Source organism: Methylomarinovum tepidoasis, from assembly GCF_030294985.1.
Lineage (GTDB): Bacteria > Pseudomonadota > Gammaproteobacteria > Methylococcales > Methylothermaceae > Methylohalobius > Methylohalobius tepidoasis.
Genome location: NZ_AP024718.1, coordinates 166,359 through 190,542, shown reverse-complemented (window position 1 = coordinate 190,542; position 24,184 = coordinate 166,359). Strand labels below are relative to the sequence as shown.

Genomic DNA, 24,184 nt, shown 5'->3' with positions numbered 1-24,184 from the left:
CCTGCTAGCTTAGCGGATTTCCCATGCCAGTCAAGTCCTTACCGGCGGCGGACGCGGTTCTGGGCGAAGGCGTCATCCGCTACCGCCTGGACTTCAGCCGTGGCCGGGCGCCTCGGTGGCCCGGTTATCCCCGCCTGGAGTCCTGGCGCCGGATCCTGCGCCGTCTCGGCATGATCGGTCAGGATCCGGCGCGCTATGGCGGCCTGGCGTTCGGCAACGTCAGCCAGCGGGTTCCCGGCGGCTTCGTCATCAGCGCGACCCAGACCGGCGGCCGGGACCGCCTCGGCGTCGAGGACTATTGCCTGGTCACGGCGGCGGAGATCGAGGCCAACCGCATCGTCGCCTGCGGTGTCCATCCGCCTTCCTCGGAGGCCCTGACCCATGCGGCCGTGTATCGGGCCGCCCCGCAGGTGACGGCGGTCTTCCATGGCCACAGCCCGGAAATCTGGCACTGCGGCGAGGCGTTGGGGTTGGGGCTTACCCCGCCGACGGCCGGTTACGGAACCCCGGCGCTGGCCCGGGCGGTCATGGCCCGGGTGCGATGCCGGCCCCAGGCCGGGGTCATCGTAATGGCCGGCCACGAGGATGGTATTCTGGCCTATGGTATCTCGTTGTCCCGGGCTGGGACCTTGCTGACGACGGTTCTGGCTCGGGCATTGACACTGGAAATAGGAGGTGAGCGATGAAGAAATGTTTGCTGGGGCTGTTGGGCGTGGCGTTTTTCGTGAACGTTCAGGCAGTTGAGACCGTCGAACAGAAAAGCATCACCCTGGAAGGCGCGCAGAAGGCCGCCCAGGCGGCGCAGCGCGCCTGCCGGGGCAAAGGCTATGCCGTGTCGGTGGCGGTGGTGGACCGTCACGGAAACTTGCTGGCGCTGCTGCGGGACGAGCAGGCCGGACCCCATACCATCGACAGCAGCTGGCGCAAGGCCTATACCGCCTTGACCCTGCGCCATCCCACCCACGAGCTGGTGGAGCGGGTGGCCAAGAATCCCAAGATCCAGGCGCTTGGAGCCATGAACGAGAAAATTCTGCTGCTCGGCGGCGGCCTGCCGATCAGGGAAGACAAGGAAGTGGTCGGTGCCATCGGTGTCGGCGGGGCGCCAGGGGCGATGCTGGACGTAGCCTGCGCCCGGGTAGGGCTGCGGGCCCTGCGCGGCCGAGACTGAGGCATAAAAAAACAGCAGGGTGAAACGCCCTGCTGTCAAAGAGGAGGAGTATCGCACTACTGTCATGCAATGCAAGTCCGGTCATAACCGAACACGATTGCATCATAGCAATCCATGAAGTCGTTGGGAATGCGACAAATTGTCGCAGGAAGACCACATCCGGAAAAAAGAAATCTGCAGGGAGCAGGCTCCCTGCATCAAGAGGAGGAAATAGACTGTCTGCCGAGACAAGCGAGACAGGAGGTAATGAGCATTACCGTCGAGTTAAAGGATAGTGGTTATGGCCGGGTTTGGGAATGTGACAAATTGTCGCACCCCCGCCCTCTCATCTTTATGAACCAAAAGCGCTGTCATGTTTCAGCTGCCGCTTGATTCGGCCGACGCCGCACGCCGCAACCTGCATTCCCTGTTTCTGCTGCGCAATCTGCTGATCGTCGCCGAGCTTCTCATCATTCTGGTGACCCTCTTCGGTGTCGGCGTCCCCCTGGAAACCGATTCGCTCATGGGCATCATCGCCATGACCGTGGCGCTCAACTGCCTGACCTGGTTCCGTCTCCAGCACGAAAGGCCGGTGACCGAGTGGGAGCTTTTCGGCCATCTGTGTCTCGACGCCATGGGCATCACCGGCCTGTTGTACTTCGCCGGCGGAGCCACCAATCCCATGGCCTGGTTTCTGCTTCTGCCGCTGATCATCACCGCCACGGTCCTGCCCCAGCAGTTCACCTGGTTGATGATGCTGCTGACCTGCGGCTGCTATACCCTGCTGATCTTCCATTTCCACCCGCTGCCGTCGCTGCCGGTGATGGAGGTCAGGGACACCCGGCTGCTGCCGCCGGAGGAGATCGAGGGCCGGCGTTTCGAGCTGCACGCCTTCGGCACCTGGGTGGGGTTCGTCTTCAGCGCCGGGCTGGTGGCCTATTTCGTGGTGGAGATGGCCAATACCCTGCGGGAACGGGAACGGCGCCTGGCGGAGATCCGCGAGCAGGCGCTGCGGGACGAACAGGTCATCGCTTTGGGGACCCTGGCGGCCGGCGCCGCCCACGAGATGGGCACCCCGCTGGGGACCATGGCGATCCTGCTGCAGGAGTTGTTGGAGGACTACGATCGCCCGGAAGACCGGTCCCTGCGCCAGCGGTTGCTGATCTTCAAGGACCAGATCGAACGCTGCAAGAACGCCCTGGCGGTCATGTCCGCCTCGGCCGGCCACGCCCGCGCCGAAGGAGGCCACCGGGAGCAGGTGCGCCGGTATCTCGAATACCTGGTGGGACAATGGCGTCAGCAGCGTCCCGGCGCCCGGTTGAAACTCCAGCTCGAAGGCGGTCCCGAAAAGGCGGCGCTGCTCGCCGAGCAGACGCTGACCCATGCATTGCTGAACATCCTCAACAACGCCGCCGAGGTTTCGACCGAGCCGGTGCTGCTGCAGGCCCGTTGGAACCACGCCTGGCTCGATTTGGCGATCATCGACCGCGGCCCCGGTATCACCCCCGATCTGCGGGAGGTGCTGGGGCGGCGGCCGGTGGCCTCGAAGAAACGCGGTCTGGGGGTCGGGCTGTTTTTGGCCTATGCCACGGTCGAGCGCCTCGGTGGCGAGATCCTGATGGAACCCATGCCGGATCAGGGCACCTGCACCCGGATCCGCCTGCCTTTGTTGACGCCGGTCGAGGAGGATTCCCATGACTGACCTGCCGCGACTGTTGCTCGTGGATGACGACGAGGTGTTCTGCGAGGTGCTGGAACGGGCCCTGGGCAAGCGCGGCTTCCAGGTGATCGTTGCCCGCACCCTGGAGGAGGGGCTGGCCCAGGCGACCCGCCTGACGCCGGAATACGCCGTCATCGACCTGCGTATCGGCCACGATTCCGGCCTGGTCCTGGTGCAGAAGCTCAAGGCGCTGGACATCAACACCCGGATCGTCATGCTTACCGGCTACGCCAGCATCGCCACTGCGGTGGAGGCCATCAAGCTGGGTGCCGTCCATTACCTGACCAAGCCGGCGGATGCCGACGAGATCGTCGCTGCGCTGTACAAGGAATCCGGCGATCCCAGTGTGGAGATCAAGGAAAAGCCGCTGTCGGTCAAACGCATGGAGTGGGAATATCTGCAGAAGGTGCTGATGGAACACGGCGGCAACATTTCCGCCGCCGCCCGCGCTCTGGGGATGCACCGCCGCACCCTACAACGCAAGCTTGACAAGCGTCCGGTGCGGGAATGACCATGGGAGCGGAATAAGCGGCGTCGTTTTTGATCGCTTATCGTTCTATGCAGATAGCGTAAAAGCATAGATAATACGGCCGATTGCTTCGGTATCGAAAACAAGAATCTGGAGGCTTGAAAATATGGCGGATACCCTTTCCCATCAGATCGTCATCGTCGGCGGCGGCACCGCCGGGCTGGCGGTCGCATCCCATCTGAAGAAATACGACGAAACCCTGGACGTGGCCGTCCTCGAGCCCAAGGACGTGCATTACTACCAGCCCGGCTGGACCTTGGTCGGTGCCGGGGAGATGAAACCCAAGGCCACTTGGCGGCCGATGAAGGAAGTCGTGCCCGAGGGGGTGGTCTGGATCCAGGAGGCGGTGTCGAGCTTCGATCCGGACAACAACCGTCTGACCACCGCCACGGGCAAGACGGTCGGATACGAATACCTGGTGATCGCCGCGGGCATCGAGATCGCCTGGGATGCGGTTCCCGGCCTGCAGGAGGCCCTCAATGCCAACGTCGCCCAGTCCATCTACGACTTCGACCTGGCGCCGCGGGTGTGGGAGGCGATCAAGGGCTTTGGCGGCGGGACGGCCATCTTCACCCAGCCGAAGCCGCCCTTCAAATGTCCCGGTGCGGCGCAGAAGATCACCTATCTGGCCGACGACGCCTGGCGCAAACGCAACGTGCGCGGCAAGACCAAGTTGATGTTCTTCGCCGCCGCCCCCGGCATTTTCCCGGTCAAGCGTTATTCCAAGACCTTGAACGAGGTGCTGAAGCGCAAGGCGATCGAAACCCACTTCCAGCACCATCTGGTGGCCGTCGATCCGGAGAAGAAGGAAGCGACCTTCGAGCACGTGGCCAGCGGCGACCGCCAGACCCACGCTTTCGATTTTCTCCACGTCACCCCGCCGATGCGGGCGCCGGCCTTCCTGAAGGACTCGCCCCTGGCAGGCGAAGGTGGCTGGGTCGACGTGGACAAGCACACCTTGCGCCATGTCAAATACGCCAACGTCTACGGCTTGGGCGACTGCACCAACACCCCCAACTCCAAGACCGCCGCCGCCGCCCGCAGCCAGACCTACGTGGTGGTCAGCAATCTGGTCACCGATCTCGAAGGCGGGCAGGGCATCGCCGCCTACGACGGGTATGCCTCCTGCCCCCTGATCACCGGTTACGGCAAGCTGGTGCTGGCGGAGTTCGACTACAACCTCAAGCCCAAGGAGACCTTCCCCATCGACCAGAGCAAGGAACGCCGCAGCATGTACTGGTTCAAAAAGTACTTCCTGCCCTGGTACTACTGGAACGTGCTCCTCAAGGGTGGCGACACGCCGATGTGGCCCTTGGCCTGAGAAATCTCATAAAGGGGATTGCAGATGCCGGGATCATGCCCGGCATCTGCGTTTGGGGGTGCGGATCCAGGCGGCATCGGCTATAGTTTTCGAACGGACTAACGAATAAAGTTGGGGGATTGTCGCTATGTCGAGATTCGTCGCCCGTACGGGGGCGCTGCTGGTATTGGGCTGGAGCCTGGCCGGGAACGGCTTTGAAGTGGTGATTCAAGGGCAGCGTCTGGTGCCGGAGGAAGACAGTCAGACCTGCATCGAAATCGCCGGTGAGTATCCCGGTGTCAGGATCGAAGCCAGCGAAGTAGGCAAAGTGCCGCAGGTCTGCTACAGCGATGCCAAGCGAGACATTCTCAGCATCCACAACGTGACTTTCGTGGCTTTGGCGCAACCGGAGGCCACAGCGGCGGTTTCTCCGGTGGAAGAAGCCGAAACCCGACCGCTTGCCGAAACCGGTGACGAGGCGCAAAAACCGGTTTCCCTGCAGCCGGAAGTGGTGATCGAATTTCAGCACACCTTCCCCCCGGGACCCAACGGGCGGGTCATGGCGCGGGCCAAGATCGGCGGTTTCTTCGCCACTGCCGACGGGGTCGGTGTGGCCACCGGCAGCCGGCTTCGTTACGAGGGGCTGTTCATCCAGGGTGGCGGTGAGGATACGATCGCCGGGCCTTTCGAGTACACCGTGGGAGAAGCGATGGATTCGGCCCTGTTCGACAACAAGGCCAAGAAACGGTATCTGATCGCCGGTCCCCGGACCCTCAAGGCCAAACTGAGTTTTCAGTTCGCCGCCGTGGGCCAGAAGCTGACCCTGTCCCCGCGGGCCTCGGTCAGCATCGATACCGGCTCCCGCTTTGAGGACAAGCTGGAAGAAATGGAGGAGGGCATCGAAGTGCCGGGCGTCGGGTCCTCCAAGGAGACGGCGCCGTCCGGGGAGGAACCGCTCGATTTGGAGGAGGAGCTGAACCTCTAGCGCTGGCAGCGCGGGCACAGATACGTGGCCCGCTGCCCCAGCGTGATGCGCTCGATGGGCGTGTGACAACAGGGACAGGATTGCCCCTCGCGCCCGTATACCTGCAAGGCCAGCTGGAAGTAACCCGGCTGGCCTTTGTCGTTGACGAAATCCCGCAGGGTCGTCCCTCCCTGGTCGATGGCCCGTTCCAGGACCGCCTTGACCGCCGCGGCGAGACGGTCGTAACGCCGGCGGCCGATGCGGCCGGCCGGGCGGCGGGGGTCGATGCCGGCAGCGAACAGCGCCTCGTTGGCGTAGATGTTGCCGATCCCCACCACGACGTGCTGGTCCATGAGGAATTGCTTGACCGCGCGCCGGCTGCCGCGGGAACGGCGATAAAGCCAGGCGCCGTCGAAGTCCGCACCCAGCGGTTCCGGCCCCAGATCCCGAAGCAGCGGGTACGCTTCAACCGGGCCCGGCCACCACAGCACCGCGCCGAAGCGGCGCGGATCGCGCAGCACCAAACGGCGGTCATCGTCCAGGGTGAAAATGACGTGATCGTGTCTGCCGAAGGTGGATGTGTCGGTCAGGCGCAGGCTGCCGGACATGCCCAGATGAACGATCAGGTGACCGGTTTCCAGCTGCAACAGCAGGTATTTGCCCCGCCGCTTCAGCGCCCGGACGGTCCGGCCGCAGACCTGCCCGGCCAGATCTTCCGGAACCGGCCAGCGCAGCCGCGGCTGGCGCACCTGGGCGGAAACGATGCGACGCCCGCACAGGTGAGGCTCGAGACCACGCCGAGTGGTTTCGACCTCCGGCAGTTCCGGCATCAGTCCTTGGATGCCGGTTCCGGCGGTTGCAGCAGCCGGTGGCCGATCCGGCCGTAGAAGTGGTAACGCAGCTTCCGCTCCGGGTGCAGCAGAATCAGCTCCGGCTCCCGTTGCAGCACCAGGAAGCGGATCTCCCGGCCCACCGACCGGATCCGGATTTCCGCTTTGTCTGCGGGCACCGGGCCTTCGAAGGGGGTGATCTGGATGGCGCGGGCCAGCCGCCATTCATCGATCCAGTGCTGCAGGCGCTCCGGGGCCAGTTCCGGTTCGGCGCGCCAGCCGCCCGTCTTGGTCCGGGACAGGTGCCAGCCGGGCAGCACGAGTTCCTGCAGTTCGCCTTCGGGCAGCAGGCGGGTGTCGATCCAGTCGGTGGGGGGGGAGGTCAGCAGATGGAACAGGGTGTCTTCGATCAGATGGACCCGGCCGTCGGCGGTCTGGACGTAGCGGCGAAAGTCGATGGGATTCTGATTGCCGAAGCGGAAAGGCACCTTCTCCAGCACCACTTCCGCCCGCGGGGGCTCGAGGCCGAACTTGCGCAAACCATCCCCGCTGACCGGGTAGCTGGCCTGGCTTTCGGTCTTGGGCAGCGCCAGCACCTGCTCGATACGGTAGCTGTCGACCCGGGCTTCGTAGGGTTGGCGCATCCGCCAGCCGCCGTCGCTGCGTTCGAATACGATTTCCGTCTCCCTGTGGCGGACGGTGATGTGGCGGACGGTTTCAGGATCGATGTCGGCCAGCGCCGGTTTGCTCTTCTCCTGCGGTTGGTGTTGCAGCCACCACACCCAGCCGCCGAGCCCGGCGACGAGCAGGAACAGTGCCGCGATGGTGAGCCAGCCGTGGCGCATCAGGCCCTCCTGCGCCGCCACCAGAGAATGCCGCCGCAGGCCAGCAGCCCTACCGGCAGCAGAAGCAGGAAGCCGAAGGCGATCAGGGTCAGCGCCAGGGGCGAGAGGTTCAGTTGGGTGTCCGGGGCGGTGTGGGCGGGGATGTCGATGAAACGGTCCTGATGGGTCAGCCATTGGACCGTGTTCAGCCCCAGGTCCTGGTTGGCGCCGTTGCCCAGATAGGTGTTGGTGAGAAAGTCCCCGTCGCCGACGACCACGATGCGCTGGCGCACCGGTTCCTTCTCGCCCTCACGCTGGAATTCACGGGTCAGGGTCAGGCCCAGGGTCAGGGGGCCCTCGCGCTCGCCCTGGTCGGGATCGAAGCGGATCTCTCCTTCCAGGGGGCCGGTCTCGGTCCAGGTGCGCGGCAGCGTTTCGAGGAAGGGGGTGGGGTGGAACGCGGATTCGCCGCCGCTCTCCAGCGCCCGCGCCCCCGGGAACAGGCTGAGGTTGCGCAGGTTGCGGGTGATCGGATGCGGCGGATACTGCGCCACCAGCACGAAGGTGGGATCGGCGATGCCCAGGATCTGGCCGCTGGGATCGACGATGGTGCCGGGCAGGGGCTCGATCCCCAGTTGTTCGGCGAGGGGTTCGAGCCCCTTGAGGTCGCCGGGTTCCAGCAGCCACCAGAGGTTGCCGCCTTTCTCCAGGTAATCGCGCAGCAGCTTCACCTCGCCGGGCAGGTAGGCGGTCTGGGGGCTGGCGATGACCAGGGCGGTGACGCCCTCCGGCAGCTTGGGATGCTGGACCGGATTCCAGGTTTCGATCTTGAAGCCGCGCTGCTGCAGGGCGTGGCCGAACTGGCCCAGGTCGAAGTTGGCGTCCCCGAGGGGATCGCGCTCGCCGTGGCCGGTGACGAACACCAGGGTGCGCTGCTCGCTGCTGGCCAGGCGCAGCAGGGCGTTGGTGAGGCCGGCTTCGCTGAGATCGGTGAGTTTTTCCTGGCGCCCTTGGTATTCGATCACCAGCTCACCGTCCATGGTGATGCCCAGCTCCCGCACCTTGTCGGGATGAAGGTCCGGATTGACGAACACCAGAGTCAGATCCGGCTTGCGGCGCTGGTAGGGGGTGACCAGGTCGCGGATGCGCTCACGCACCTCCTGGTTCTCCTCCCGGGCGTAGGCGGTGATGGTCACCGGCCCCTTCAGAGTGTCGAGCACCTTGCGGCTGGCCTCGGACAGGGTGTGGCGGCCGCTGGCGGTCCAGTCCCACGCGGTCGCGTAATGCTGCGACAGCCAGCCCAGCAGGCCGATCAGCACCAGGAACAAAATAGTGAACAGCCAGTTCTGCAGGCGGATTTGCTGGTGGAGATGGCGGTCGAGCTTCATTTCTGCAGCCGATCGTAGTCGAGACGGCGGACGCTGAGGGTCAGGAAGGCGGCGATCAGCAAGGCGAAATAGCTGAGGTCGGCACTGCTCACCAGCCCCTTGAGCAGGTTCTCGTAGTGGTGCAGCAGCGACAGGGCGCTGAGCAGTTCACCCTTCTCGGTGCCGATGGCGGCGCTCCAGTCGATGATCCACAGCAGCAGCAGGGCGCCGAAACTGCCCACCGCCGCCACCGTGGGCTGGCTCGCCAGGGTGGACAGATACAGGCCGATGGCGGCGAAGGTGGCCAGCAACAGGCTCAGGGCCAGGACGCAAGCGGCCAGCTTGCCCCAGTCCAAATGGGTGCCGAAGGCCAGCGACAGGGGCATCAGTGTGGTCAGCAGGACCATGACCCCCAAAAGGCCGAGGATTCCCAGATATTTGCCGAGGATGATCTCGGTGACCGAGACCGGGGCGCCCAGCAACAGGCTCAAGGTGCGGTTGCGGCGTTCCTCGGCGATCAGGCGCATGGTCAGCAGGGGAGTGACCAGCAGCAGGATCACCCCGGCGTTGCCGTAGAGGGGGACGACCACCAGGTCGGTGACCCCCGGGGCCTCGTGCAGCATCGCCAGACGGGGCTGGATCTGCTGAAAGTATTCCAGCTGGGCCAGGAACAGATAGGCGAGCAGGAACTGCACCACCGCCAGGATCGACCAGGCCAGCGGCGACAGGAACAGGCTGCGCAGTTCGCGGGCGGCGATGACCAGGGTGTTCATGCGGCCTCCTGCCGGGTGATGTCCACGAAGATTTCCTCGATGGAATGGCGCACCGGCGTTAGCTCCAAAAGCCCCCAGCCCTTTTCCACCACCAAAGCGGCAAGGGCCGGGGCGGGGTTGCGGTCCTTGTCGTGGAAGACCTCGTAACGGTGGCCGCCTTCCAGGGGGCGGACGTCGTGGACGCCCTCGACAGCCTGCAGGGCAGCCGGATCCGCCGGGGCTTCGGTCACCAGGACGAGGCTGGAGGCGCGCATGTGACGTTCCAGTTCGTCGATGGGGGCGTTGAGGGCCACCTTGCCCTGATGGACGATCATCACCCGGCTGCAAACCGCCTGCACCTCCGGGAGAATGTGGGTGGACAGCAGCACCGCGTGCTCGCGCCCCAGGTCACGGATCAGGCTGCGGATCTCGCGGATCTGGATCGGGTCGAGGCCGACGGTGGGCTCGTCCAGCACCACCACCGGCGGCGAATGCAGGATCGCCTGGGCGATGCCGACCCGCTGCTGGTAACCTTTGGACAGGTTGCCGATCAGGCGTCCGCCCACCTCCGCCAAGCCGCAGCGGGCCTTGGCTTCGTCCCGGGCGCGGATCAGCGCGGCGCCGCGCAGGCCGTGGAGACGGCCGCAGTAGTTCAGGTATTCGTCCACCGTCAGCTCCCGGTACAGGGGCGGGAGCTCCGGCAGGTAGCCCAGATGGTGCTTGGCCTCCTTGGGGCGGTCGAGCAGGTCGATGCCGTTGATGCGGATCTCCCCGGCGCTGGGGGCCAGGGTGCCGCACAGCATCTGCATGGTGGTGGACTTGCCGGCACCGTTGGGGCCGAGAAAGCCGAGGATCTCCCCTTTCTCCAGGGTCAGGGACAGGTCGGCCACGGCGCAGGTGTTGCCGTAGAAGCGGTAAAGATGGCTGGCTTCAATCAGCATCGATTTCCTGCAGCAGAGAATCGACTTCGTGGAGCAGGCGCTTGCGGTTGAACAGGAGCTTCCAGCGGGCGCCGCCGCACTGGCGCCAGAGCAGGGCGGATCGCACCCCCGCCAGCAGCAGAGCGCGGATGCGGTAGGCATTGCTGCGTTCGCTCAGGTGCCGGCGCTCTCCGGTGACGATGATCCTCGGCCCCAGGGGGCTGATGTTCTGATGGTAGGTGTCGGCAAGGATCTCCAGCACCGTCTCGTCGGGCACATCCTGGTCGCCGGCGATGGCGGCGGCCCGTTCGACACCGGCCCGCACCCCTTTCTGGGCCTCGGCATCGGCGCTCAGCTTGCCCTGCAGCAGCATGAGCTGGGCGCTGTAACGGGCGTGTTCGGGGTCGATCTGGCCCTGGGCGCCCAGCTGGCGGCGCAGCACTTCCAGCCCGGGGTGCAGATTCTTCAGTCCGCCGTAGACGTCCTCGACACTGGCGGCATCGATCTTAAGGGCGCTGGCGATGCTGGTAGCCATCGCGCCCTCGTCGGGCTCGCCGGTCTTTGCGACCTGCTGGACCAGATCGATGGCCTGGCTCAGGCCGGCCAGGGCGATGGCTTGATTGCGGGTGGATTGCAGCATGGCCAATAAGATACCCGTTCGACGGTGGTGGAAGCAAGATTGTCAAGCCGTGACGCCGCCGGTGCCAGCGGGTAAAATACCTCGTTTGTTCGCGCTTGGGACATTCATGACCAGATACATCTTCATCACCGGCGGGGTGGTGTCCTCCCTGGGCAAGGGCATCGCTGCCTCGTCGCTGGCGGCCATTCTCGAGGCCAGGGGCCTGAAGGTGACCCTGGCCAAGTTCGACCCCTACATCAACGTCGATCCGGGTACCATGAGCCCCTACCAGCACGGCGAGGTGTTCGTCACCGAGGATGGGGCCGAAACCGACCTGGATCTGGGCCATTACGAGCGTTTCGTCTCCACCACCATGGGGCGCCGGAACAACTGGACCACCGGCCGTATCTACGAGAGCGTGATCCGCAAGGAGCGCCGCGGCGACTATCTGGGCGGGACGGTCCAGGTCATCCCCCACATCACCGACGAGATCAAAGCCGCCATCCAGGCCAGCGCCGAAGGGTACGACGTGGCCCTGATCGAGATCGGCGGCACCGTGGGCGACATCGAGTCCCAGCCCTTCCTGGAGGCGATCCGCCAGCTGGGGATGGAACTGGGGCCGGGACGGTCGGTGTTCGTTCACCTGACCCTGGTGCCCTACGTGCGCTCGGCCGGGGAATTGAAAACCAAGCCGACCCAGCATTCGGTCAAGGAACTGCGCGCCATCGGCATCCAGCCGGACGTGCTGCTGTGCCGCAGCGAAAAGGGGCTGCCGCGCAGCGAGCGCAAGAAGATCGCGTTGTTCACCAGCGTGCCGGAGGAGGCGGTGATTTCGGCGGTGGACGCCGATTCCATCTACCGCATCCCCTTGCTGCTCCATGACCAGCGCCTGGACGAGATCGTCCTCGACAAACTCCGGCTCCAGGCTGATCCTGCCGATCTGTCGGCCTGGGAAGAAGTGATGCGGGCCCTTGAGAACCCGGCGCACAAGGTCACGGTCGCCATCGTCGGCAAATACGTGGACCACGTGGACGCCTACAAATCCCTGCACGAGGCTCTGGTGCACGCCGGCATCCACACCCGCACCCAGGTGGTGATCCGTTACGTGGATTCCGAAGACGTGGAATCCCGGGGGACGGAAGTGCTGGAGGGGTGCGACGCCATTCTGGTGCCCGGCGGCTTCGGCCAGCGCGGGGTCGAGGGCAAGATCGCCACCGCCCGCTTCGCCCGGGAGCAGAAAATCCCTTATCTGGGGATCTGCCTGGGGATGCAGGTGGCGGTGATCGAATACGCCCGCCACGTGGCCGGACTCGAAGGCGCCCACAGCACCGAATTCGATCCCAGCACGCCCCATCCGGTCATTGCCCTCATCACCGAATGGCAGGACGCCACCGGGCGTGTCGAGCGTCGCGACACCCACACCGACCTTGGCGGCACCATGCGCCTCGGTGCCCAGCCCTGCCGCCTGCAGCCCGGGACGCTGGCCCATCGCCTCTATGGCCGGGATCTGATCCGTGAGCGTCACCGCCACCGCTACGAATTCAACAACGCCTACCGGGAGCCCCTGGAACGGGCCGGGCTCAAGGTGTCCGGCGTGTCGGAGGACGGCAGGCTGGTGGAGATTGTCGAGATCCCCGATCATCCCTGGTTCCTCGGTTGCCAGTTCCATCCCGAATTCACTTCCACCCCGCGTCGGGGGCATCCCTTGTTCATCGGCTTTGTCCGGGCGGCCCTGGCGCAGCAAGAGAGGACCGCATGCGTATGAATCTCTGTGGTTTCGAAGCGGGGCTCGACCGCCCCCTGTTTCTCATCGCCGGCCCCTGCGTGATCGAAAGCGAGCAGCTGGCCCTGGACACCGCCGGGCGTCTGAAGGAAATCACCGCCCGCTTGGGTGTTCCCTTCATCTACAAGTCCTCCTTCGACAAGGCCAACCGCTCCTCCAAGGACAGCTTCCGCGGTCCGGGGCTGGAAAAGGGGCTGGAAATCCTCGCCGAAGTGAAGCGGCAGATCGGCGTGCCGGTGCTCACCGACGTGCACGAATACACCCCGCTGGCGGAGGTGGCCGCGGTGGTGGACGTGCTCCAGACCCCGGCCTTCCTGTGCCGCCAGACCGACTTCATCCAGAACGTGGCCCGCCAGGGACTGCCGGTCAACATCAAGAAAGGCCAGTTCCTGGCCCCCTGGGACATGAAGCACGTGGTCGCCAAGGCCAAGGCGGTGGGAAACGACCGCATCCTGGTGTGCGAGCGCGGCTACACCTTCGGCTACAACAACCTGGTGGTGGACATGCGTTCGCTGGCGGTGATGCGCGAGACCGGGTGTCCCGTGGTGTTCGACGCCACCCATTCGGTGCAGCTGCCGGGCGGTCAGGGGACCGCCTCCGGCGGCCAGCGCGAGTTCGTGCCGGTGCTGGCGCGGGCGGCGGTGGCCGTGGGGGTGGCCGGGGTGTTCATGGAAACCCATCCCGATCCGGACAAGGCCCTCAGCGACGGTCCCAACGCCTGGCCCCTGGACCGCATCGAGGCGCTGCTGGAAACCCTCATGGCCCTCGACCGTACGGTCAAACAGGGCGAGTGGCTCGAAGAACAGGTTTGATTCCGACACAACAAGGAGACGACATGGCCAAAATCGTAGACATTCACGCCCGAGAGATTCTCGATTCCCGCGGCAATCCCACCGTCGAGGCCGAGGTGAAGCTGGCCTCCGGCGTCATCGGCTGCGCCAAGGTGCCTTCCGGGGCTTCCACGGGTGCCCGCGAAGCGGTGGAGCTGCGCGATGGCGATCCCAAGCGCTATCTGGGCAAGGGGGTGCTCAAGGCGGTCGCCAACGTCAACGGCGAGATCAAGGACGCCCTGGTGGGGATGGACGCCGCCGACCAGGCCGCCCTGGACCGCAGGATGATCGAACTGGACGGCAGCGACAACAAGGGCCGCCTGGGGGCCAACGCCATCCTGGCGGTATCCCTGGCCGCCGCCCATGCCGCCGCCCTCGACGGCAACGTGCCGCTGTACGTCTATCTCAAGGACAACGAATTCCGCCTGCCGGTGCCGATGATGAATATCATCAACGGCGGCGCCCATGCCGACAATAACGTCGATTTCCAGGAGTTCATGATCCTGCCGGTGGGGGCGCCCAGCTTCCGCGAAGCCCTGCGTTACGGCGCCGAGGTGTTCCACCACCTCAAAAGCGTGCTGAAGGCGAAAGGCTACAACACCGCCGTCGGCGACGAGGGCGGCTTCGCCCCCAACCTGTCCTCCAACGAGGAGGCCCTGCAGGTGATCCTGGAGGCCATCGACAAGGCCGGTTACAAGGCCGGCGAGGACATCATGCTGGGGCTGGACGTGGCCAGCTCGGAATTCTACCGGGACGGCAAGTACGTGCTGGAATCGGAGGGCCGAAGCTATGATTCCCAAGGTTTTGCCGACTATCTGGCCGACTGGGTCGCGCGTTATCCCATCATCTCCATCGAGGACGGCATGGCCGAGGACGACTGGGCCGGTTGGAAGATCCTCACCGACAAGCTAGCCGGCAGGATCCAGCTGGTGGGCGACGACCTGTTCGTCACCAATCCCGCCATCCTGCAGGAAGGCATCGACAAGGGCATCGCCAATTCCATCCTCATCAAGGTGAACCAGATCGGCACCCTGACCGAAACCCTGGAAGCGGTGCGTATGGCCCACGATGCCGACTACACCGCGGTGATTTCCCACCGCAGCGGAGAAACCGAGGATGTCACCATCGCCGACCTGGCGGTGGCCTGGGGCACCGGCCAGATCAAGACCGGTTCCCTGTCGCGTTCCGACCGTATCGCCAAATACAACCGCCTGCTCAAGATCGAGGAGGAGCTGGGGGACAAGGCGGTCTATCCGGGGCGCAGCGCCTTCCCGCACTTGCGGTGAGAGCGGCGCTTCTGATCCTCGCCGGGCTGCTGCTGGCTCTGCAGTACCGGCTGTGGTTCGGGGACGGCGGCTTCGTCGAGAACCGCCGTCTCCAAGCCCGGGTGAGCGCGCTGCGATCCCAGGTGGCCGAGCAGGAGGAGGGCAACCGCGCCCTGGAGGCGGAAGTGCAGGATCTCAAGCACAATCTGGCCGCGGTGGAAGAACGGGCCCGGCGCGATCTGGGGATGATCCGGCGCGGCGAGATCTATGTCATGGTGGTGCCGCAGTGAGCCTTGCGGGAGGATGGTCGTGGGAAACGGATGGAGGGGCGTACTTGGCCTGGATGGCCGAGTACCGAGCCCCCAGGGATGGGTTCATGGCGTCCCCGGAATCCGTCTCCCACGACCATCGCAGGGTTGCCACGGCGCCCATAGCAACGGATTCGTGAAAGAGACATGAAGGCTCGCTGTTTCGCCGTCATTCCCGCTGCCGGCAGCGGCAAACGGATGGGGGCGGCGATTCCCAAACAGTATCTGACCCTGCTTGGCAAGCCGGTGCTGCAGCATACGATCGAACGCCTGCTGGCGGTGGCGGCGGTCGAGCGCATCGTCGTCGCCCTGGCGGCGGACGACCCGCGCTGGCCTGCCTTGCCGGCGGCCTTCGATCCCAGGGTGATGACCGCGATCGGTGGGGCCGAGCGGGCCGACTCGGTGCTGGCCGGGTTGCGGGCGTTGGCGGCAGAAGCGCGGCCTGACGACTGGGTCATGGTCCACGACGCTGCCCGTCCCTGCCTGCGCCCGGACGATGTGGAGAAGCTGCTGGCCGAGCTGGAGGGCGATCCGGTCGGCGGCATCCTGGCGTTGCCGTCGGTGGATACCCTGAAGGAGGTCGAGGGTCGCGACATCGTCGCCACCGTGGACCGCAGCCGCATCTGGCGCGCCCTGACGCCGCAACTGTTCCGCTACCGGCCGCTGACCGAGTCCCTGGAACGGGCGCTGGCGGCCGGGGCGACGATCACCGACGAGGCCAGCGCGGTGGAATGGGCCGGGCGCCGCCCTAAGATCGTCGAGGGCCATCCAGGCAACATCAAGATCACCCGGCCGGAGGATCTGCCTCTGGCCGAGTTCTATCTGAGGCAACAGACATGAACTTCCGAGTCGGACAAGGTTACGACGCCCACCGCTTCCAGCCCGGCGATCACGTCACCCTCGGCGGCGTCAGGATTCCCTTCGACAGGGGCCTGGCGGCCCATTCCGACGGCGACGTGGCTCTCCACGCCCTGTGCGACGCCCTGCTGGGGGCGGCGGCCCTGGGCGACATCGGCCGTCACTTTCCCGATACCGACGCCGCGTACAAGGGGGTGGACAGCCGCCTGTTGTTGCGGCGGGTGCGCGCGCTGCTGGCGGAAAAGGGCTGGCGGCCGGTCAACGTGGATCTCACCATCGTCTGCCAGGCCCCCAGGCTGGTGCCCCACATCCCCGAGATGCAGGCCAACATCGCCGCCGATCTGGGGCTGGAGGCGGAGGCGGTCAATGTCAAGGCCACCACCACCGAGAAGATGGGCTTCGAGGGCCGGGGGGAGGGAATTTCCGCCCAGGCGGTGGCGTTGCTGGCAGGCCGTTGAAACCGCCCACCTGTCCCCGCACCTTCGGGCCGCCTTTGGGCCGGGCCCAGGTCAAGCAGGCGGCGGAGGATTTCCAGGTGGAGGAAATCCTGGGGTTCACGCCTTCAGGGGAAGGGGAACACGTTTTCCTGTGGGTGGAAAAGCGCGGCCGCAACACCGAGGACGTGGCCATGGAACTGGCCCGTTTCGCCGGTGTGCCGCGGCGGCAGGTGTCCTATGCCGGTCTCAAGGACCGTCACGCGCTGACCTGGCAGTGGTTCTGCGTCCACTTGCCGGGCAGACGGGAATTGCCGTGGGACGGCTGCCGGGGGGACGGTTTTGCGGTGCTGCGCTGGACCCGCAACCGCCGGCGGCTGCGCAAAGGCGCTTTGCAGGGTAATCGTTTCCGCCTGCGATTGCAGGGCTTCGATGGCGACAGGGCCGCGTTCGAAGCCCGCTTGCAACAGATCGCCCGCCGGGGAATGCCCAATTACTTCGGCCCCCAGCGCTTCGGTCACGGGGGCGGCAATCTGGCAAGGGCGGTGGCGATGCTGCAGGGAGAGAAGGTCCGCAGCCGCCACCACCGGGGCCTGTATCTGTCGGCGGCGCGGGCGGTGATCTTCAACCAGGTGCTGGCCCTGCGGGTCGAGGCCGGATGCTGGGACCGGGCGCTGCCCGGCGACCTGCTCATGTTCGACGGCGGCGGCGCCTTTTTCCGGGCTGAAGGGATCGATGCCGAAATCGAAGCGCGGATGGCCCGCCTGGCGCTGCATCCCACAGGTCCCCTGTGGGGCGAGGGGGAGGGCGCCGTCGGAGAGGCGGGCGCCTGGGAGCACCGGGCCGTTTCCCTGTGGCCGGATCTGGCCGCGGCGCTGGTGCGGGAGGCCAAGATGCAGCGGCGGCCCCTGCGGGTGCGGGTGCGGGATTTGCGCTGGGAATGGGAGGAACCGGCGGCGTTGCGGCTGTCGTTTACCCTGCCGGCCGGCAGTTACGCTACCGGGCTGGTTCATGAACTGATCGAAACCGGGGAGGAGATACCGTGACCTGTACCCATGCCTTCTGGCTGGCGCTGCTCCAAGGCTTGACCGAATTTCTGCCGATTTCCAGTTCGGCCCATCTGATTCTCGTGCCCAGGCTGCTGGGATGGGCCGATCAGGGGTTGGCCTTCGATGTGGCGGTGCATGTGGGCACCCTGATCGCAGTGCTGGTCTACTTTCGGCGCGAGGTCGCGGCCATCGCCTCGGACTGGCTGCGTGCGCTGAAGACGCGCCGTTCCAACCCCAATGCGGTATTGGGGTGGGGCGTTCTCATCGGCACCGTGCCGGTCGGGCTGGCGGGGCTGCTGCTCAAGGACGGGATCGAAGCGTATCTACGCACCCCGCAAGTGATCGCCGCCGCCACCCTCGTCTTCGGACTGCTTTTGGGAATCGCCGAACGCTGGCACCGGGGGCGGCGCAGTCTGGACCGGCTGACCTGGCGCGACGCCCTGATCGTCGGCGTGTTCCAGGCGGTCGCCCTGATCCCCGGCACCTCCCGTTCCGGCATCACCATCACCGGGGCCCTGTTTCTGGGCTACGACCGCCTCAGTGCCGCGCGTTTCTCATTTCTGCTGTCGATTCCGGTCATCCTCCTGGCCGGTGGGGTGAAAACGGTGGATCTCATCCAGTCCGGCGATACGGTGGACTGGGATCTGCTGCTGCTCGGGGTCGCCACCTCGGCACTGGCGGCCTACGGTTGCATCGGCTGGTTTCTGCGTCTGCTCGAACGGGTCGGCATGATGCCGTTCGTCCTCTACCGGCTGCTGCTCGGCGGCGTGCTGCTCTACTTCTTCTGGCCCAGCAGCACGTAGAGGGCGCCGCTGCCGCCGTCTTTCGGCCTGGCGCTGCAGAAGGCGGTCACCTGGGGATGCTGGCGCAGCCATTGGTCAAGGGCGCTTTTCAGCACCGGTTTGAAGTCCGGGGAGCGCCAGCCCTTGCCGTGGACGATGAGGGCGCAGCGGATGCGGTCCGCCAGGCATTCGGCCAGGAAATGATCCAGCAGCGGCTTGGCCTGGGTGCGGGTGCAGCCGTGGAGATCCAGTTCGGCCCGTGGCGGGATACGGCCCTGCCGCAGGCGTTTCAGCAGGCGTTGGTCGCCGCCCGGGCGCAGATAGCGCAGGGTGTCGCCCAGAGACAGGGCCGGTTCCGCCTCCGTCCCCGCTTCTGGAGACGGTTGCCGGCGGCTTGCCGGTTTGGTCACCGGCACGGCCCGGCCCCGCTTGCCGGCTGGCAGCGGCTCGATGCCGGCCACCGCACGGCGGAACAGTTCGATGTCTTCGTCGTCGATATTCATGCCGCCAGCACGTCGATGCCGAAGCGTTGCAGCAGGGAGATCAGCTGGATCAGCGGCAGGCCCACCAGGGTATTGGGGTCATCGCCTTCGATGCGGGCGATCAGCGCGATGCCGAGCCCTTCGGACTTGAAGGCGCCGACACAGTCGTAAGGCTGCTCGCGGCGCAGGTAATTTTCGATCTGGGCGGCGGTCAGCGGCCGCAGATGGACCCGGCAGGTATCCACCGCACTTAACTGACGGCCGCTGCGGCTGTTGAGGACACTGACGCCGGTGTGAAAGCTCAGGGTGCGGCCGGCGGCGGCCAGCAGCTGTTCCCGGGCGGTTTCGAAATCGCCGGGCTTGCTGAGTTTGCGGCCCCCGAGCAGGCCGACCTGATCGGAACCGATGATGAGGTGTTCGGGAAACTGCGCCGCCAGGGCCCGGGCCTTGGCGGCCGCCAGCCGGCTCGCCAGCTGCTCGGGGGCCTCGTTGAAGTGTGGGGTTTCGTCGATTTCCGGAGCGGCCCATTCGAAGGGCAGCCCGAGCCTGGCCAGCAAGCTGCGGCGATAGGGGGAACCGGAGGCGAGGACCAGCGGCGGCATCGTTTCATCCAGGTGGACTAAAGATATTATTTTGACAGGTTTTTGCCAAAATCGGTATCATTCCCAAATTATGCCAATGCGTTTGCCGGAATTGATCGACCCGCTTCAGTGTGTCGCCAAAGGGCGTCGCTGGGTGGGTAGGTTGCCGCTGGCTCGGCTGCCCCGGTTGGTAGGGATGATCACCAATCCCGACGAGGTGGTGACGGTGGATCTGCGTTTCGAGCGCCGGGACCGGGTGGCGGCCGTCACCGGTTTTGTGCGTGGCGAACTGGAAGTGATTTGCCAGCGCTGTCTGGCGCCGCTTCGGATCGCCGTGGACAGTCCGGTCAGTCTGGGCGTGGTCACTTCCATCGAAGAGGGTGACCGGCTTCCGGAGGCGTTCGAGCCGCTGTTGCTGGAGGAAGATCGGATTCCCTTCTCCGACATCGTCGAGGACGAGCTGATCCTGGCGATTCCCGACATCCCCAAGCACGCCCATTGCCAGCCTGCCAAGACCTGTTCGGCGGATGCCGGTGTGGAGGAAGCAGTGGCGGCCGACGATCCGTTCGCGGCATTGGCCCGGTTGAAGACAAAGCAAGACCGACAGAGAGGTTAGAGATGGCGGTACCACAGAATCGCAAGACCCGTTCCAAGCGCGGCATGCGCCGCGCCCACGACAGCCTGAAGAACCCGGCACTGTCCCAGGATCCGCTGACCGGGGAAACCCACCGGCGCCATCACGTCAGTCCCGATGGCTACTACCGCGGCCGCCAGGTGATCGCGGTCAGACAGGAAGAGGTGGAAGAAGAATAAGCTCGGCGGGAAAACACGGTCACGATGATGAAGCGGTCAGGGAGGGGGTTCGTTCATGTCTAAACAGGCGCCTGTGATCGCCATCGACGCCATGGGCGGCGATCACGGTCCTGAGGTGACCGTGCCCGCGGCGCTCGATTGCCTGCGCCAGTACCCGCAGCTGCAGCTGATCCTCGTGGGTCAGGACGCCGTGTTGCGGGAAAGCCTGGCCGCCCACGGCCGGTCGGACCACCCCCGCCTGCGGATCCACCATGCCTCCGAGGTGGTGGCAATGGACGATCTTCCCTCCCGGGCGCTTCGCAACAAGCGGGATTCCTCCATGCGCGTCGCCCTCAATCTGGTGCGCGACGGTGAGGCCGACGCCTGTGTCAGCGCCGGCAACACCGGCGCCCTGATGGCCACGGCGCGGTTCGTGCTGAAGACGATTCCCGGCATCGACCGCCCCGCCATCATCGTCACCCTGCCGGCGGCCAATGGCTGTACTCATATCCTCGACATGGGGGCGAACGTCGATTGCAGCGCCGAACATCTGTACCAGTTCGCCGTCATGGGCTACGAGCTGGTACGGGCGGTGGAGAACGTCGATTCCCCCCGGGTCGGACTCCTCAACATCGGCGAGGAGGAGATCAAGGGCAACGAACAGGTGAAGCAGGCCGCCCGTCTGCTTTCCAGCTCCTATCTCAACTTCATCGGTTACGTGGAAGGCGACGACATCTTCACCGGCCAGGTGGACATCGTGGTGACCGACGGTTTCGTCGGCAACGTCGCCCTCAAGACCATCGAGGGGCTGGCGCGGCTGCTGGGCCAGGCGCTCAGGGAGGGTTTTCAGAAGAACCTCTACGCCCGGCTGGTGGGGCTGATGGCGCTGCCGGTATTGCGTGGCTTCAAGCAACGTTTCGACCCGCGGCGTTACAACGGCGCCACTCTGCTGGGGTTGCAGGGCATCGTGATCAAGAGCCACGGCAACGCCGACCGCGCCGCCTTCGCCAACGCCATTCGCATGGCGCTTTTGGAGATCGACAAGGCCGTTCCCGAACGGATCGGTGAACGGGTGGCCACCATTTTCGCCAATGGGGCCGGCATTCACGAAGATGCCCCCCACACCACCCGGATGAATCGCGCATGAACCGTTACGCCCGCATCGCCGGCACCGGTGGCTACCTGCCCGCCACGGTCCGCACCAACGACGACATCTCCCGGATGGTGGACACCACCGATGCCTGGATCGTGGAACGCACCGGGATCCGCGAGCGCCGCATCGCCGCCCCGGAGGAAACCGCCTCCAGCATGGGGGAGGTCGCCGCCCGCCAGGCCATCGAGGCCGCCGGCTGGGAACCGGAGACGGTCGATCTGGTGATCATGGCCACCAGCACCCCGGACCGGATCTTCCCCAGCGCCGCCTGCCTGCTGCAGCAGCGTTTGGGAATCCGCGGCTGTCCCGCCTTCGACGTTCAGGCCGCCTGCGCCGGCTTCATCTACGCCCTCAGCATCGCCGACCAGTTCATCCGCGCCGGCAGCGCCCGTCGGGCCCTGGTAGTCGGCAGCGAGATCAACTCCCGCCTAGTGGACTGGAGCGACCGCGCCACCTGCATCCTGTTCGGTGACGGTGCCGGCGCGGTGACGCTGGAAGCCGTTGACTCCCCCGGCATCCTCTCTACCCACATCCATGCCGACGGCCACTTCCACGACTTGCTCTATCTCCCCAACCCCGAGATGGGGATCAGCGGCGAGCCACCTTACATCAGGATGCAGGGCAACGACGTGTTCAAGATCGCCGTCAACACCCTGGGGCGGATCGTGGACGAGACTCTGGCGGCCAACGGTCTGGAGAAGTCCGACGTGGACTGGCTGGTGCCCCATCAGGCCAACATCCGCATCATCGCCGCCACCGCTCGCAAGCTCAAGATGTCCATGGAGCGGGTGGTGGTCACCATTGAGCGTCAGGGCAACACGTCCTCGGCCTCGGTGCCGCTGGCGCTGCACGAGGCGGTCAGCGACGGCCGCATCCAGCGGGGTCAGGTGTTGTTGATGGAGGCTTTCGGCGGGGGATTCACCTGGGGTTCCGCTTTGATCAGGTATTGAAAGATGGAAGAAGAAAGACAACGTCCCGATTTGGCATTCCTGTTCCCCGGTCAGGGGTCGCAGGCGGTCGGCATGCTGCAGGATCTGGCCGCCGCCTTCCCACAGGTCCGGGAAACCTTCGCCGAGGCCTCCGAGGCGCTGGGCTTCGATCTCTGGCGTCTGGTCCAGGAAGGCCCTGCAGAAAAGCTCGATCAGACCGTCAACACCCAGCCGGCGCTGCTGGCGGCCGGTGTCGCCGTATGGCGGGTGTGGCAGTCGCAGACGGACGCCTGTCCCGCCTGGATGGCGGGTCACAGCCTGGGGGAATACACCGCCCTGGTCTGTGCCGGCTCGCTGCCGTTCCCGGATACGGTCAAGCTGGTGGCCGAGCGCGGCCGCCTGATGCAGACCGCCGTTCCCGAAGGCGAGGGGGCGATGGCGGCGATTCTGGGGCTCGAAGACCATGTGGTGGTCGGGCTCTGCCGCAAGGTGAGCGAGGAGACCGGACAGCGGGTGGCGGCGGCCAATTTCAACGCCCCCGGCCAGGTGGTGATAGCCGGGGAAACGGCCGCGGTGGAGCGCGCCTGTGAGGCCGCGAGGGAAGCGGGTGCCAAGCGCGCCCTCAAACTGGCCGTCAGCGTGCCGTCGCATTGTGAGCTGATGAAGCCCGCGGCCGAACGCTTCGCGGCGCTGCTGGAAGCGGTTCCGGTGGAGATGCCGAAGATCGCCGTGATCCACAACGTGGACGTGGGCACCCATGCGGCCCCGGAAGTCATCCGCGCCCTGCTCGCTCAGCAGCTGTATTCACCGGTGCGCTGGAGCGACACCATCCGTTTCCTGCGCGACCAGGGAGTCATCCGCTTCGTCGAGGCCGGGCCGGGCAAGGTGCTCACCGGCCTGAACAAACGTATCGTCAAGGAATGCCGGACGTTGCCGGTGTTCGATCCGGCCACGCTGGCCGCAAGCCTGGAGGAAATCGTATGACCGCCAAAGTCGCCCTCGTGACCGGTGCCAGCCGCGGCATCGGCCGCGCCATCGCCCTGCAACTGGCCCGCGACGGACTCACCGTAGTGGGAACCGCCACCAGCCAGGCCGGTGCCGAGCGCATCGCCGCCGCCCTCCGTGAGGTGGGGGAAGGGACCGGCATGGTGCTGGACGTGACCGATGCCGCTCAGGTGCAGCAGATCGTCGAGCGTATCAACGAGGAATTCGGCGCCCCTCTGGTGCTGGTGAACAACGCCGGTATCACCCGGGACAATCTGCTGATGCGGATGAAGGACGAGGAATGGCAGTCGATCCTCGACACCAACCTGACCTCGGTCTACCGCCTCAGCAAGGCCTGCCTGCGCGGCATGATGAAGGCGCGCTGGGGGCGGATCGTCAACGTCGGTTCGGTGGTGGGGGCGACCGGCAACTCCGGTCAGACCAACTATGCCGCCGCCAAGGCCGGCATGGTCGGTTTCACCAAGTCCCTGGCGAAGGAGGTGGGCTCGCGGGGCATCACCGTCAACACCGTCGCGCCCGGCTTCATCGACACCGACATGACGCGGGCGTTGCCCGAGGCCCAGCGCGAGGCGTTGCTGGGCGCGATTCCCCTGGGGCGCCTGGGCGAGGCCGAGGAGATCGCCCATGCGGTTTCCTTCCTGTGCAGCGACCGGGCCGGCTACATCACCGGCGAAACCCTGCATGTGAACGGCGGCATGTACATGCCTTAAGACCTCGGCCTTCAGTACCTGTTTTCCCTCTATCGGAGGGGGCCGGGAAGGGTCTGTCAGCGGCCAGGGAAGGCCGCGCCGGGCCTAAATTTACGGACGAATTTCGGCCCGGCAGACCCTTCCCGGCCCCCGGAAGTGCAAATTGAGAGGTGCCAAGACTGCGGCCCATAAACATTGTGTTTGCCGGAGGTGGCCATTAAAATGCCCGCTTCCTGGTTTTTGGATCAACGACAACAAAACCGACCGAGGTA

28 protein-coding genes are annotated in these 24,184 nt (G+C 65.7%); 20 read left to right on the top strand and 8 right to left on the bottom strand.

Going from position 1 to position 24,184, the window contains the following annotated elements:
* Positions 1–23 precede the first annotated feature (23 nt).
* The 6 genes from MIN45_RS00950 to MIN45_RS00925 all read left to right on the top strand — a co-directional run bounded on the left by MIN45_RS00950 (position 24) and on the right by MIN45_RS00925 (position 5,681).
* Entirely contained in the window at positions 24–686 is a 663-nt protein-coding gene (locus tag MIN45_RS00950) for a class II aldolase/adducin family protein (protein ID WP_286292769.1), read from the top strand.
* Positions 683–1,168: a GlcG/HbpS family heme-binding protein gene (locus MIN45_RS00945; RefSeq protein ID WP_286292768.1), complete on the top strand. Its 486-nt coding sequence runs from the start codon at positions 683–685 to the stop codon at positions 1,166–1,168. Before MIN45_RS00950 ends, MIN45_RS00945 begins: the two co-directional genes overlap by 4 nt.
* Positions 1,169–1,520: 352 nt before the next feature.
* A complete protein-coding gene (locus MIN45_RS00940) occupies positions 1,521–2,849 on the top strand; it encodes an ATP-binding protein (protein WP_286292767.1) in 1,329 nt (442 codons plus the stop codon).
* The gene (locus MIN45_RS00935) at positions 2,842–3,378 is read left to right on the top strand and encodes a response regulator transcription factor (RefSeq protein ID WP_286292765.1); all 537 of its coding nucleotides are present in this window, start codon (positions 2,842–2,844) and stop codon (positions 3,376–3,378) included. The genes MIN45_RS00940 and MIN45_RS00935 overlap by 8 nt, the downstream gene beginning before the upstream one ends.
* Before the next feature lie 124 nt (positions 3,379–3,502).
* Positions 3,503–4,717 (top strand): NAD(P)/FAD-dependent oxidoreductase, encoded by a 1,215-nt coding sequence (locus MIN45_RS00930; RefSeq protein WP_286292764.1) that lies wholly within the window; start codon positions 3,503–3,505, stop codon positions 4,715–4,717.
* Between the two features lie 127 nt (positions 4,718–4,844).
* On the top strand, positions 4,845–5,681 hold the full coding sequence (locus tag MIN45_RS00925) for a hypothetical protein (protein WP_286292763.1): 837 nt from the start codon (positions 4,845–4,847) through the stop codon (positions 5,679–5,681).
* Here MIN45_RS00925 and mutM read toward each other — a convergent pair.
* Genes mutM through hflD form a run of 6 tightly spaced genes read right to left on the bottom strand, consistent with a single transcriptional unit; the run spans position 5,678 to position 10,993 of the window.
* Entirely contained in the window at positions 5,678–6,490 is an 813-nt protein-coding gene (gene mutM, locus MIN45_RS00920; RefSeq protein ID WP_286292761.1) for a bifunctional DNA-formamidopyrimidine glycosylase/DNA-(apurinic or apyrimidinic site) lyase, read from the bottom strand. The two genes, MIN45_RS00925 and mutM, sit on opposite strands and share 4 nt — an antisense overlap.
* Positions 6,490–7,335, bottom strand: coding sequence for a DUF4340 domain-containing protein (locus MIN45_RS00915; RefSeq protein WP_286292760.1), 846 nt, complete (start codon positions 7,333–7,335; stop codon positions 6,490–6,492). Before MIN45_RS00915 ends, mutM begins: the two co-directional genes overlap by 1 nt.
* Positions 7,335–8,702, bottom strand: coding sequence for a GldG family protein (locus MIN45_RS00910; protein WP_286292759.1), 1,368 nt, complete (start codon positions 8,700–8,702; stop codon positions 7,335–7,337). Before MIN45_RS00910 ends, MIN45_RS00915 begins: the two co-directional genes overlap by 1 nt.
* Positions 8,699–9,454, bottom strand: a complete 756-nt coding sequence (locus MIN45_RS00905) for an ABC transporter permease (protein ID WP_286292758.1) — start codon at positions 9,452–9,454, stop codon at positions 8,699–8,701. Before MIN45_RS00905 ends, MIN45_RS00910 begins: the two co-directional genes overlap by 4 nt.
* On the bottom strand, positions 9,451–10,374 hold the full coding sequence (locus MIN45_RS00900; protein ID WP_286292757.1) for an ABC transporter ATP-binding protein: 924 nt from the start codon (positions 10,372–10,374) through the stop codon (positions 9,451–9,453). The genes MIN45_RS00905 and MIN45_RS00900 overlap by 4 nt, the downstream gene beginning before the upstream one ends.
* Positions 10,364–10,993 carry a high frequency lysogenization protein HflD gene (gene hflD, locus MIN45_RS00895; protein ID WP_286292756.1) on the bottom strand — a complete coding sequence of 210 codons (630 nt, stop codon included), beginning with the start codon at positions 10,991–10,993 and terminating at the stop codon, positions 10,364–10,366. The genes MIN45_RS00900 and hflD overlap by 11 nt, the downstream gene beginning before the upstream one ends.
* Positions 10,994–11,099: 106 nt before the next feature.
* Here hflD and MIN45_RS00890 point away from each other — a divergent pair, with 106 nt between their 5' ends.
* From MIN45_RS00890 to MIN45_RS00855, 8 genes are all read left to right on the top strand, one after another.
* The gene (locus MIN45_RS00890; RefSeq protein WP_286292754.1) at positions 11,100–12,737 is read left to right on the top strand and encodes a CTP synthase; all 1,638 of its coding nucleotides are present in this window, start codon (positions 11,100–11,102) and stop codon (positions 12,735–12,737) included.
* Positions 12,734–13,567 (top strand): 3-deoxy-8-phosphooctulonate synthase, encoded by an 834-nt coding sequence (kdsA, locus tag MIN45_RS00885; protein ID WP_286294081.1) that lies wholly within the window; start codon positions 12,734–12,736, stop codon positions 13,565–13,567. The genes MIN45_RS00890 and kdsA overlap by 4 nt, the downstream gene beginning before the upstream one ends.
* Positions 13,568–13,590: 23 nt before the next feature.
* Positions 13,591–14,871 (top strand): phosphopyruvate hydratase, encoded by a 1,281-nt coding sequence (gene eno, locus MIN45_RS00880; RefSeq protein ID WP_286292752.1) that lies wholly within the window; start codon positions 13,591–13,593, stop codon positions 14,869–14,871.
* A complete protein-coding gene (locus MIN45_RS00875; protein WP_286292751.1) occupies positions 14,868–15,140 on the top strand; it encodes an FtsB family cell division protein in 273 nt (90 codons plus the stop codon). Before eno ends, MIN45_RS00875 begins: the two co-directional genes overlap by 4 nt.
* 165 nt (positions 15,141–15,305) lie before the next feature.
* Entirely contained in the window at positions 15,306–15,998 is a 693-nt protein-coding gene (gene ispD / locus MIN45_RS00870; RefSeq protein ID WP_286292750.1) for a 2-C-methyl-D-erythritol 4-phosphate cytidylyltransferase, read from the top strand.
* Entirely contained in the window at positions 15,995–16,474 is a 480-nt protein-coding gene (gene ispF / locus MIN45_RS00865; protein WP_286292749.1) for a 2-C-methyl-D-erythritol 2,4-cyclodiphosphate synthase, read from the top strand. Before ispD ends, ispF begins: the two co-directional genes overlap by 4 nt.
* Positions 16,471–17,496, top strand: a complete 1,026-nt coding sequence (gene truD, locus MIN45_RS00860) for a tRNA pseudouridine(13) synthase TruD (protein WP_286292747.1) — start codon at positions 16,471–16,473, stop codon at positions 17,494–17,496. The genes ispF and truD overlap by 4 nt, the downstream gene beginning before the upstream one ends.
* Positions 17,493–18,302: an undecaprenyl-diphosphate phosphatase gene (locus MIN45_RS00855; protein ID WP_286292746.1), complete on the top strand. Its 810-nt coding sequence runs from the start codon at positions 17,493–17,495 to the stop codon at positions 18,300–18,302. The genes truD and MIN45_RS00855 overlap by 4 nt, the downstream gene beginning before the upstream one ends.
* On the opposite strand, the gene MIN45_RS00850 is transcribed toward MIN45_RS00855, so the two are convergent.
* Complete coding sequence (locus MIN45_RS00850) at positions 18,275–18,784, bottom strand: Smr/MutS family protein (RefSeq protein ID WP_286292745.1); 510 nt, start codon at positions 18,782–18,784, stop codon at positions 18,275–18,277. The two genes, MIN45_RS00855 and MIN45_RS00850, sit on opposite strands and share 28 nt — an antisense overlap.
* A complete protein-coding gene (locus MIN45_RS00845) occupies positions 18,781–19,365 on the bottom strand; it encodes a Maf family protein (RefSeq protein WP_286292744.1) in 585 nt (194 codons plus the stop codon). Before MIN45_RS00845 ends, MIN45_RS00850 begins: the two co-directional genes overlap by 4 nt.
* A 76-nt stretch (positions 19,366–19,441) precedes the next feature.
* Here MIN45_RS00845 and MIN45_RS00840 point away from each other — a divergent pair, with 76 nt between their 5' ends.
* The 6 genes from MIN45_RS00840 to fabG are packed head-to-tail and all read left to right on the top strand — an operon-like array spanning position 19,442 to position 23,933.
* The gene (locus MIN45_RS00840; protein WP_286292743.1) at positions 19,442–19,960 is read left to right on the top strand and encodes a YceD family protein; all 519 of its coding nucleotides are present in this window, start codon (positions 19,442–19,444) and stop codon (positions 19,958–19,960) included.
* A gap of 2 nt (positions 19,961–19,962) precedes the next feature.
* Entirely contained in the window at positions 19,963–20,157 is a 195-nt protein-coding gene (rpmF, locus tag MIN45_RS00835; RefSeq protein ID WP_286292742.1) for a 50S ribosomal protein L32, read from the top strand.
* A gap of 55 nt (positions 20,158–20,212) precedes the next feature.
* Positions 20,213–21,283 (top strand): phosphate acyltransferase PlsX, encoded by a 1,071-nt coding sequence (plsX, locus tag MIN45_RS00830; RefSeq protein ID WP_286292741.1) that lies wholly within the window; start codon positions 20,213–20,215, stop codon positions 21,281–21,283.
* Positions 21,280–22,239, top strand: coding sequence for a beta-ketoacyl-ACP synthase III (locus MIN45_RS00825; protein ID WP_286292740.1), 960 nt, complete (start codon positions 21,280–21,282; stop codon positions 22,237–22,239). The genes plsX and MIN45_RS00825 overlap by 4 nt, the downstream gene beginning before the upstream one ends.
* A 3-nt stretch (positions 22,240–22,242) precedes the next feature.
* A complete protein-coding gene (gene fabD / locus MIN45_RS00820; RefSeq protein ID WP_286292739.1) occupies positions 22,243–23,202 on the top strand; it encodes an ACP S-malonyltransferase in 960 nt (319 codons plus the stop codon).
* A complete protein-coding gene (gene fabG, locus MIN45_RS00815; protein ID WP_286292738.1) occupies positions 23,199–23,933 on the top strand; it encodes a 3-oxoacyl-ACP reductase FabG in 735 nt (244 codons plus the stop codon). Before fabD ends, fabG begins: the two co-directional genes overlap by 4 nt.
* Positions 23,934–24,184: the final 251 nt, after the last annotated feature.

Bases quoted from the DNA above. Each gene is read 5' to 3' on its own strand.
- MIN45_RS00950 (WP_286292769.1), top strand. From the start codon at position 24: ATGCCAGTCAAGTCCTTACCGGCGGCGGACGCGGTTCTGGGCGAAGGC.
- MIN45_RS00945 (WP_286292768.1), top strand. From the start codon at position 683: ATGAAGAAATGTTTGCTGGGGCTGTTGGGCGTGGCGTTTTTCGTGAAC.
- MIN45_RS00940 (WP_286292767.1), top strand. From the start codon at position 1,521: ATGTTTCAGCTGCCGCTTGATTCGGCCGACGCCGCACGCCGCAACCTG.
- MIN45_RS00935 (WP_286292765.1), top strand. From the start codon at position 2,842: ATGACTGACCTGCCGCGACTGTTGCTCGTGGATGACGACGAGGTGTTC.
- MIN45_RS00930 (WP_286292764.1), top strand. From the start codon at position 3,503: ATGGCGGATACCCTTTCCCATCAGATCGTCATCGTCGGCGGCGGCACC.
- MIN45_RS00925 (WP_286292763.1), top strand. From the start codon at position 4,845: ATGTCGAGATTCGTCGCCCGTACGGGGGCGCTGCTGGTATTGGGCTGG.
- mutM (WP_286292761.1), bottom strand. From the start codon at position 6,490: ATGCCGGAACTGCCGGAGGTCGAAACCACTCGGCGTGGTCTCGAGCCT.
- MIN45_RS00915 (WP_286292760.1), bottom strand. From the start codon at position 7,335: ATGCGCCACGGCTGGCTCACCATCGCGGCACTGTTCCTGCTCGTCGCC.
- MIN45_RS00910 (WP_286292759.1), bottom strand. From the start codon at position 8,702: ATGAAGCTCGACCGCCATCTCCACCAGCAAATCCGCCTGCAGAACTGG.
- MIN45_RS00905 (WP_286292758.1), bottom strand. From the start codon at position 9,454: ATGAACACCCTGGTCATCGCCGCCCGCGAACTGCGCAGCCTGTTCCTG.
- MIN45_RS00900 (WP_286292757.1), bottom strand. From the start codon at position 10,374: ATGCTGATTGAAGCCAGCCATCTTTACCGCTTCTACGGCAACACCTGC.
- hflD (WP_286292756.1), bottom strand. From the start codon at position 10,993: ATGCTGCAATCCACCCGCAATCAAGCCATCGCCCTGGCCGGCCTGAGC.
- MIN45_RS00890 (WP_286292754.1), top strand. From the start codon at position 11,100: ATGACCAGATACATCTTCATCACCGGCGGGGTGGTGTCCTCCCTGGGC.
- kdsA (WP_286294081.1), top strand. From the start codon at position 12,734: ATGAATCTCTGTGGTTTCGAAGCGGGGCTCGACCGCCCCCTGTTTCTC.
- eno (WP_286292752.1), top strand. From the start codon at position 13,591: ATGGCCAAAATCGTAGACATTCACGCCCGAGAGATTCTCGATTCCCGC.
- ispD (WP_286292750.1), top strand. From the start codon at position 15,306: ATGAAGGCTCGCTGTTTCGCCGTCATTCCCGCTGCCGGCAGCGGCAAA.
- ispF (WP_286292749.1), top strand. From the start codon at position 15,995: ATGAACTTCCGAGTCGGACAAGGTTACGACGCCCACCGCTTCCAGCCC.
- MIN45_RS00850 (WP_286292745.1), bottom strand. From the start codon at position 18,784: ATGAATATCGACGACGAAGACATCGAACTGTTCCGCCGTGCGGTGGCC.
- MIN45_RS00845 (WP_286292744.1), bottom strand. From the start codon at position 19,365: ATGCCGCCGCTGGTCCTCGCCTCCGGTTCCCCCTATCGCCGCAGCTTG.
- MIN45_RS00840 (WP_286292743.1), top strand. From the start codon at position 19,442: ATGCGTTTGCCGGAATTGATCGACCCGCTTCAGTGTGTCGCCAAAGGG.
- rpmF (WP_286292742.1), top strand. From the start codon at position 19,963: ATGGCGGTACCACAGAATCGCAAGACCCGTTCCAAGCGCGGCATGCGC.
- plsX (WP_286292741.1), top strand. From the start codon at position 20,213: ATGTCTAAACAGGCGCCTGTGATCGCCATCGACGCCATGGGCGGCGAT.
- MIN45_RS00825 (WP_286292740.1), top strand. From the start codon at position 21,280: ATGAACCGTTACGCCCGCATCGCCGGCACCGGTGGCTACCTGCCCGCC.
- fabD (WP_286292739.1), top strand. From the start codon at position 22,243: ATGGAAGAAGAAAGACAACGTCCCGATTTGGCATTCCTGTTCCCCGGT.
- fabG (WP_286292738.1), top strand. From the start codon at position 23,199: ATGACCGCCAAAGTCGCCCTCGTGACCGGTGCCAGCCGCGGCATCGGC.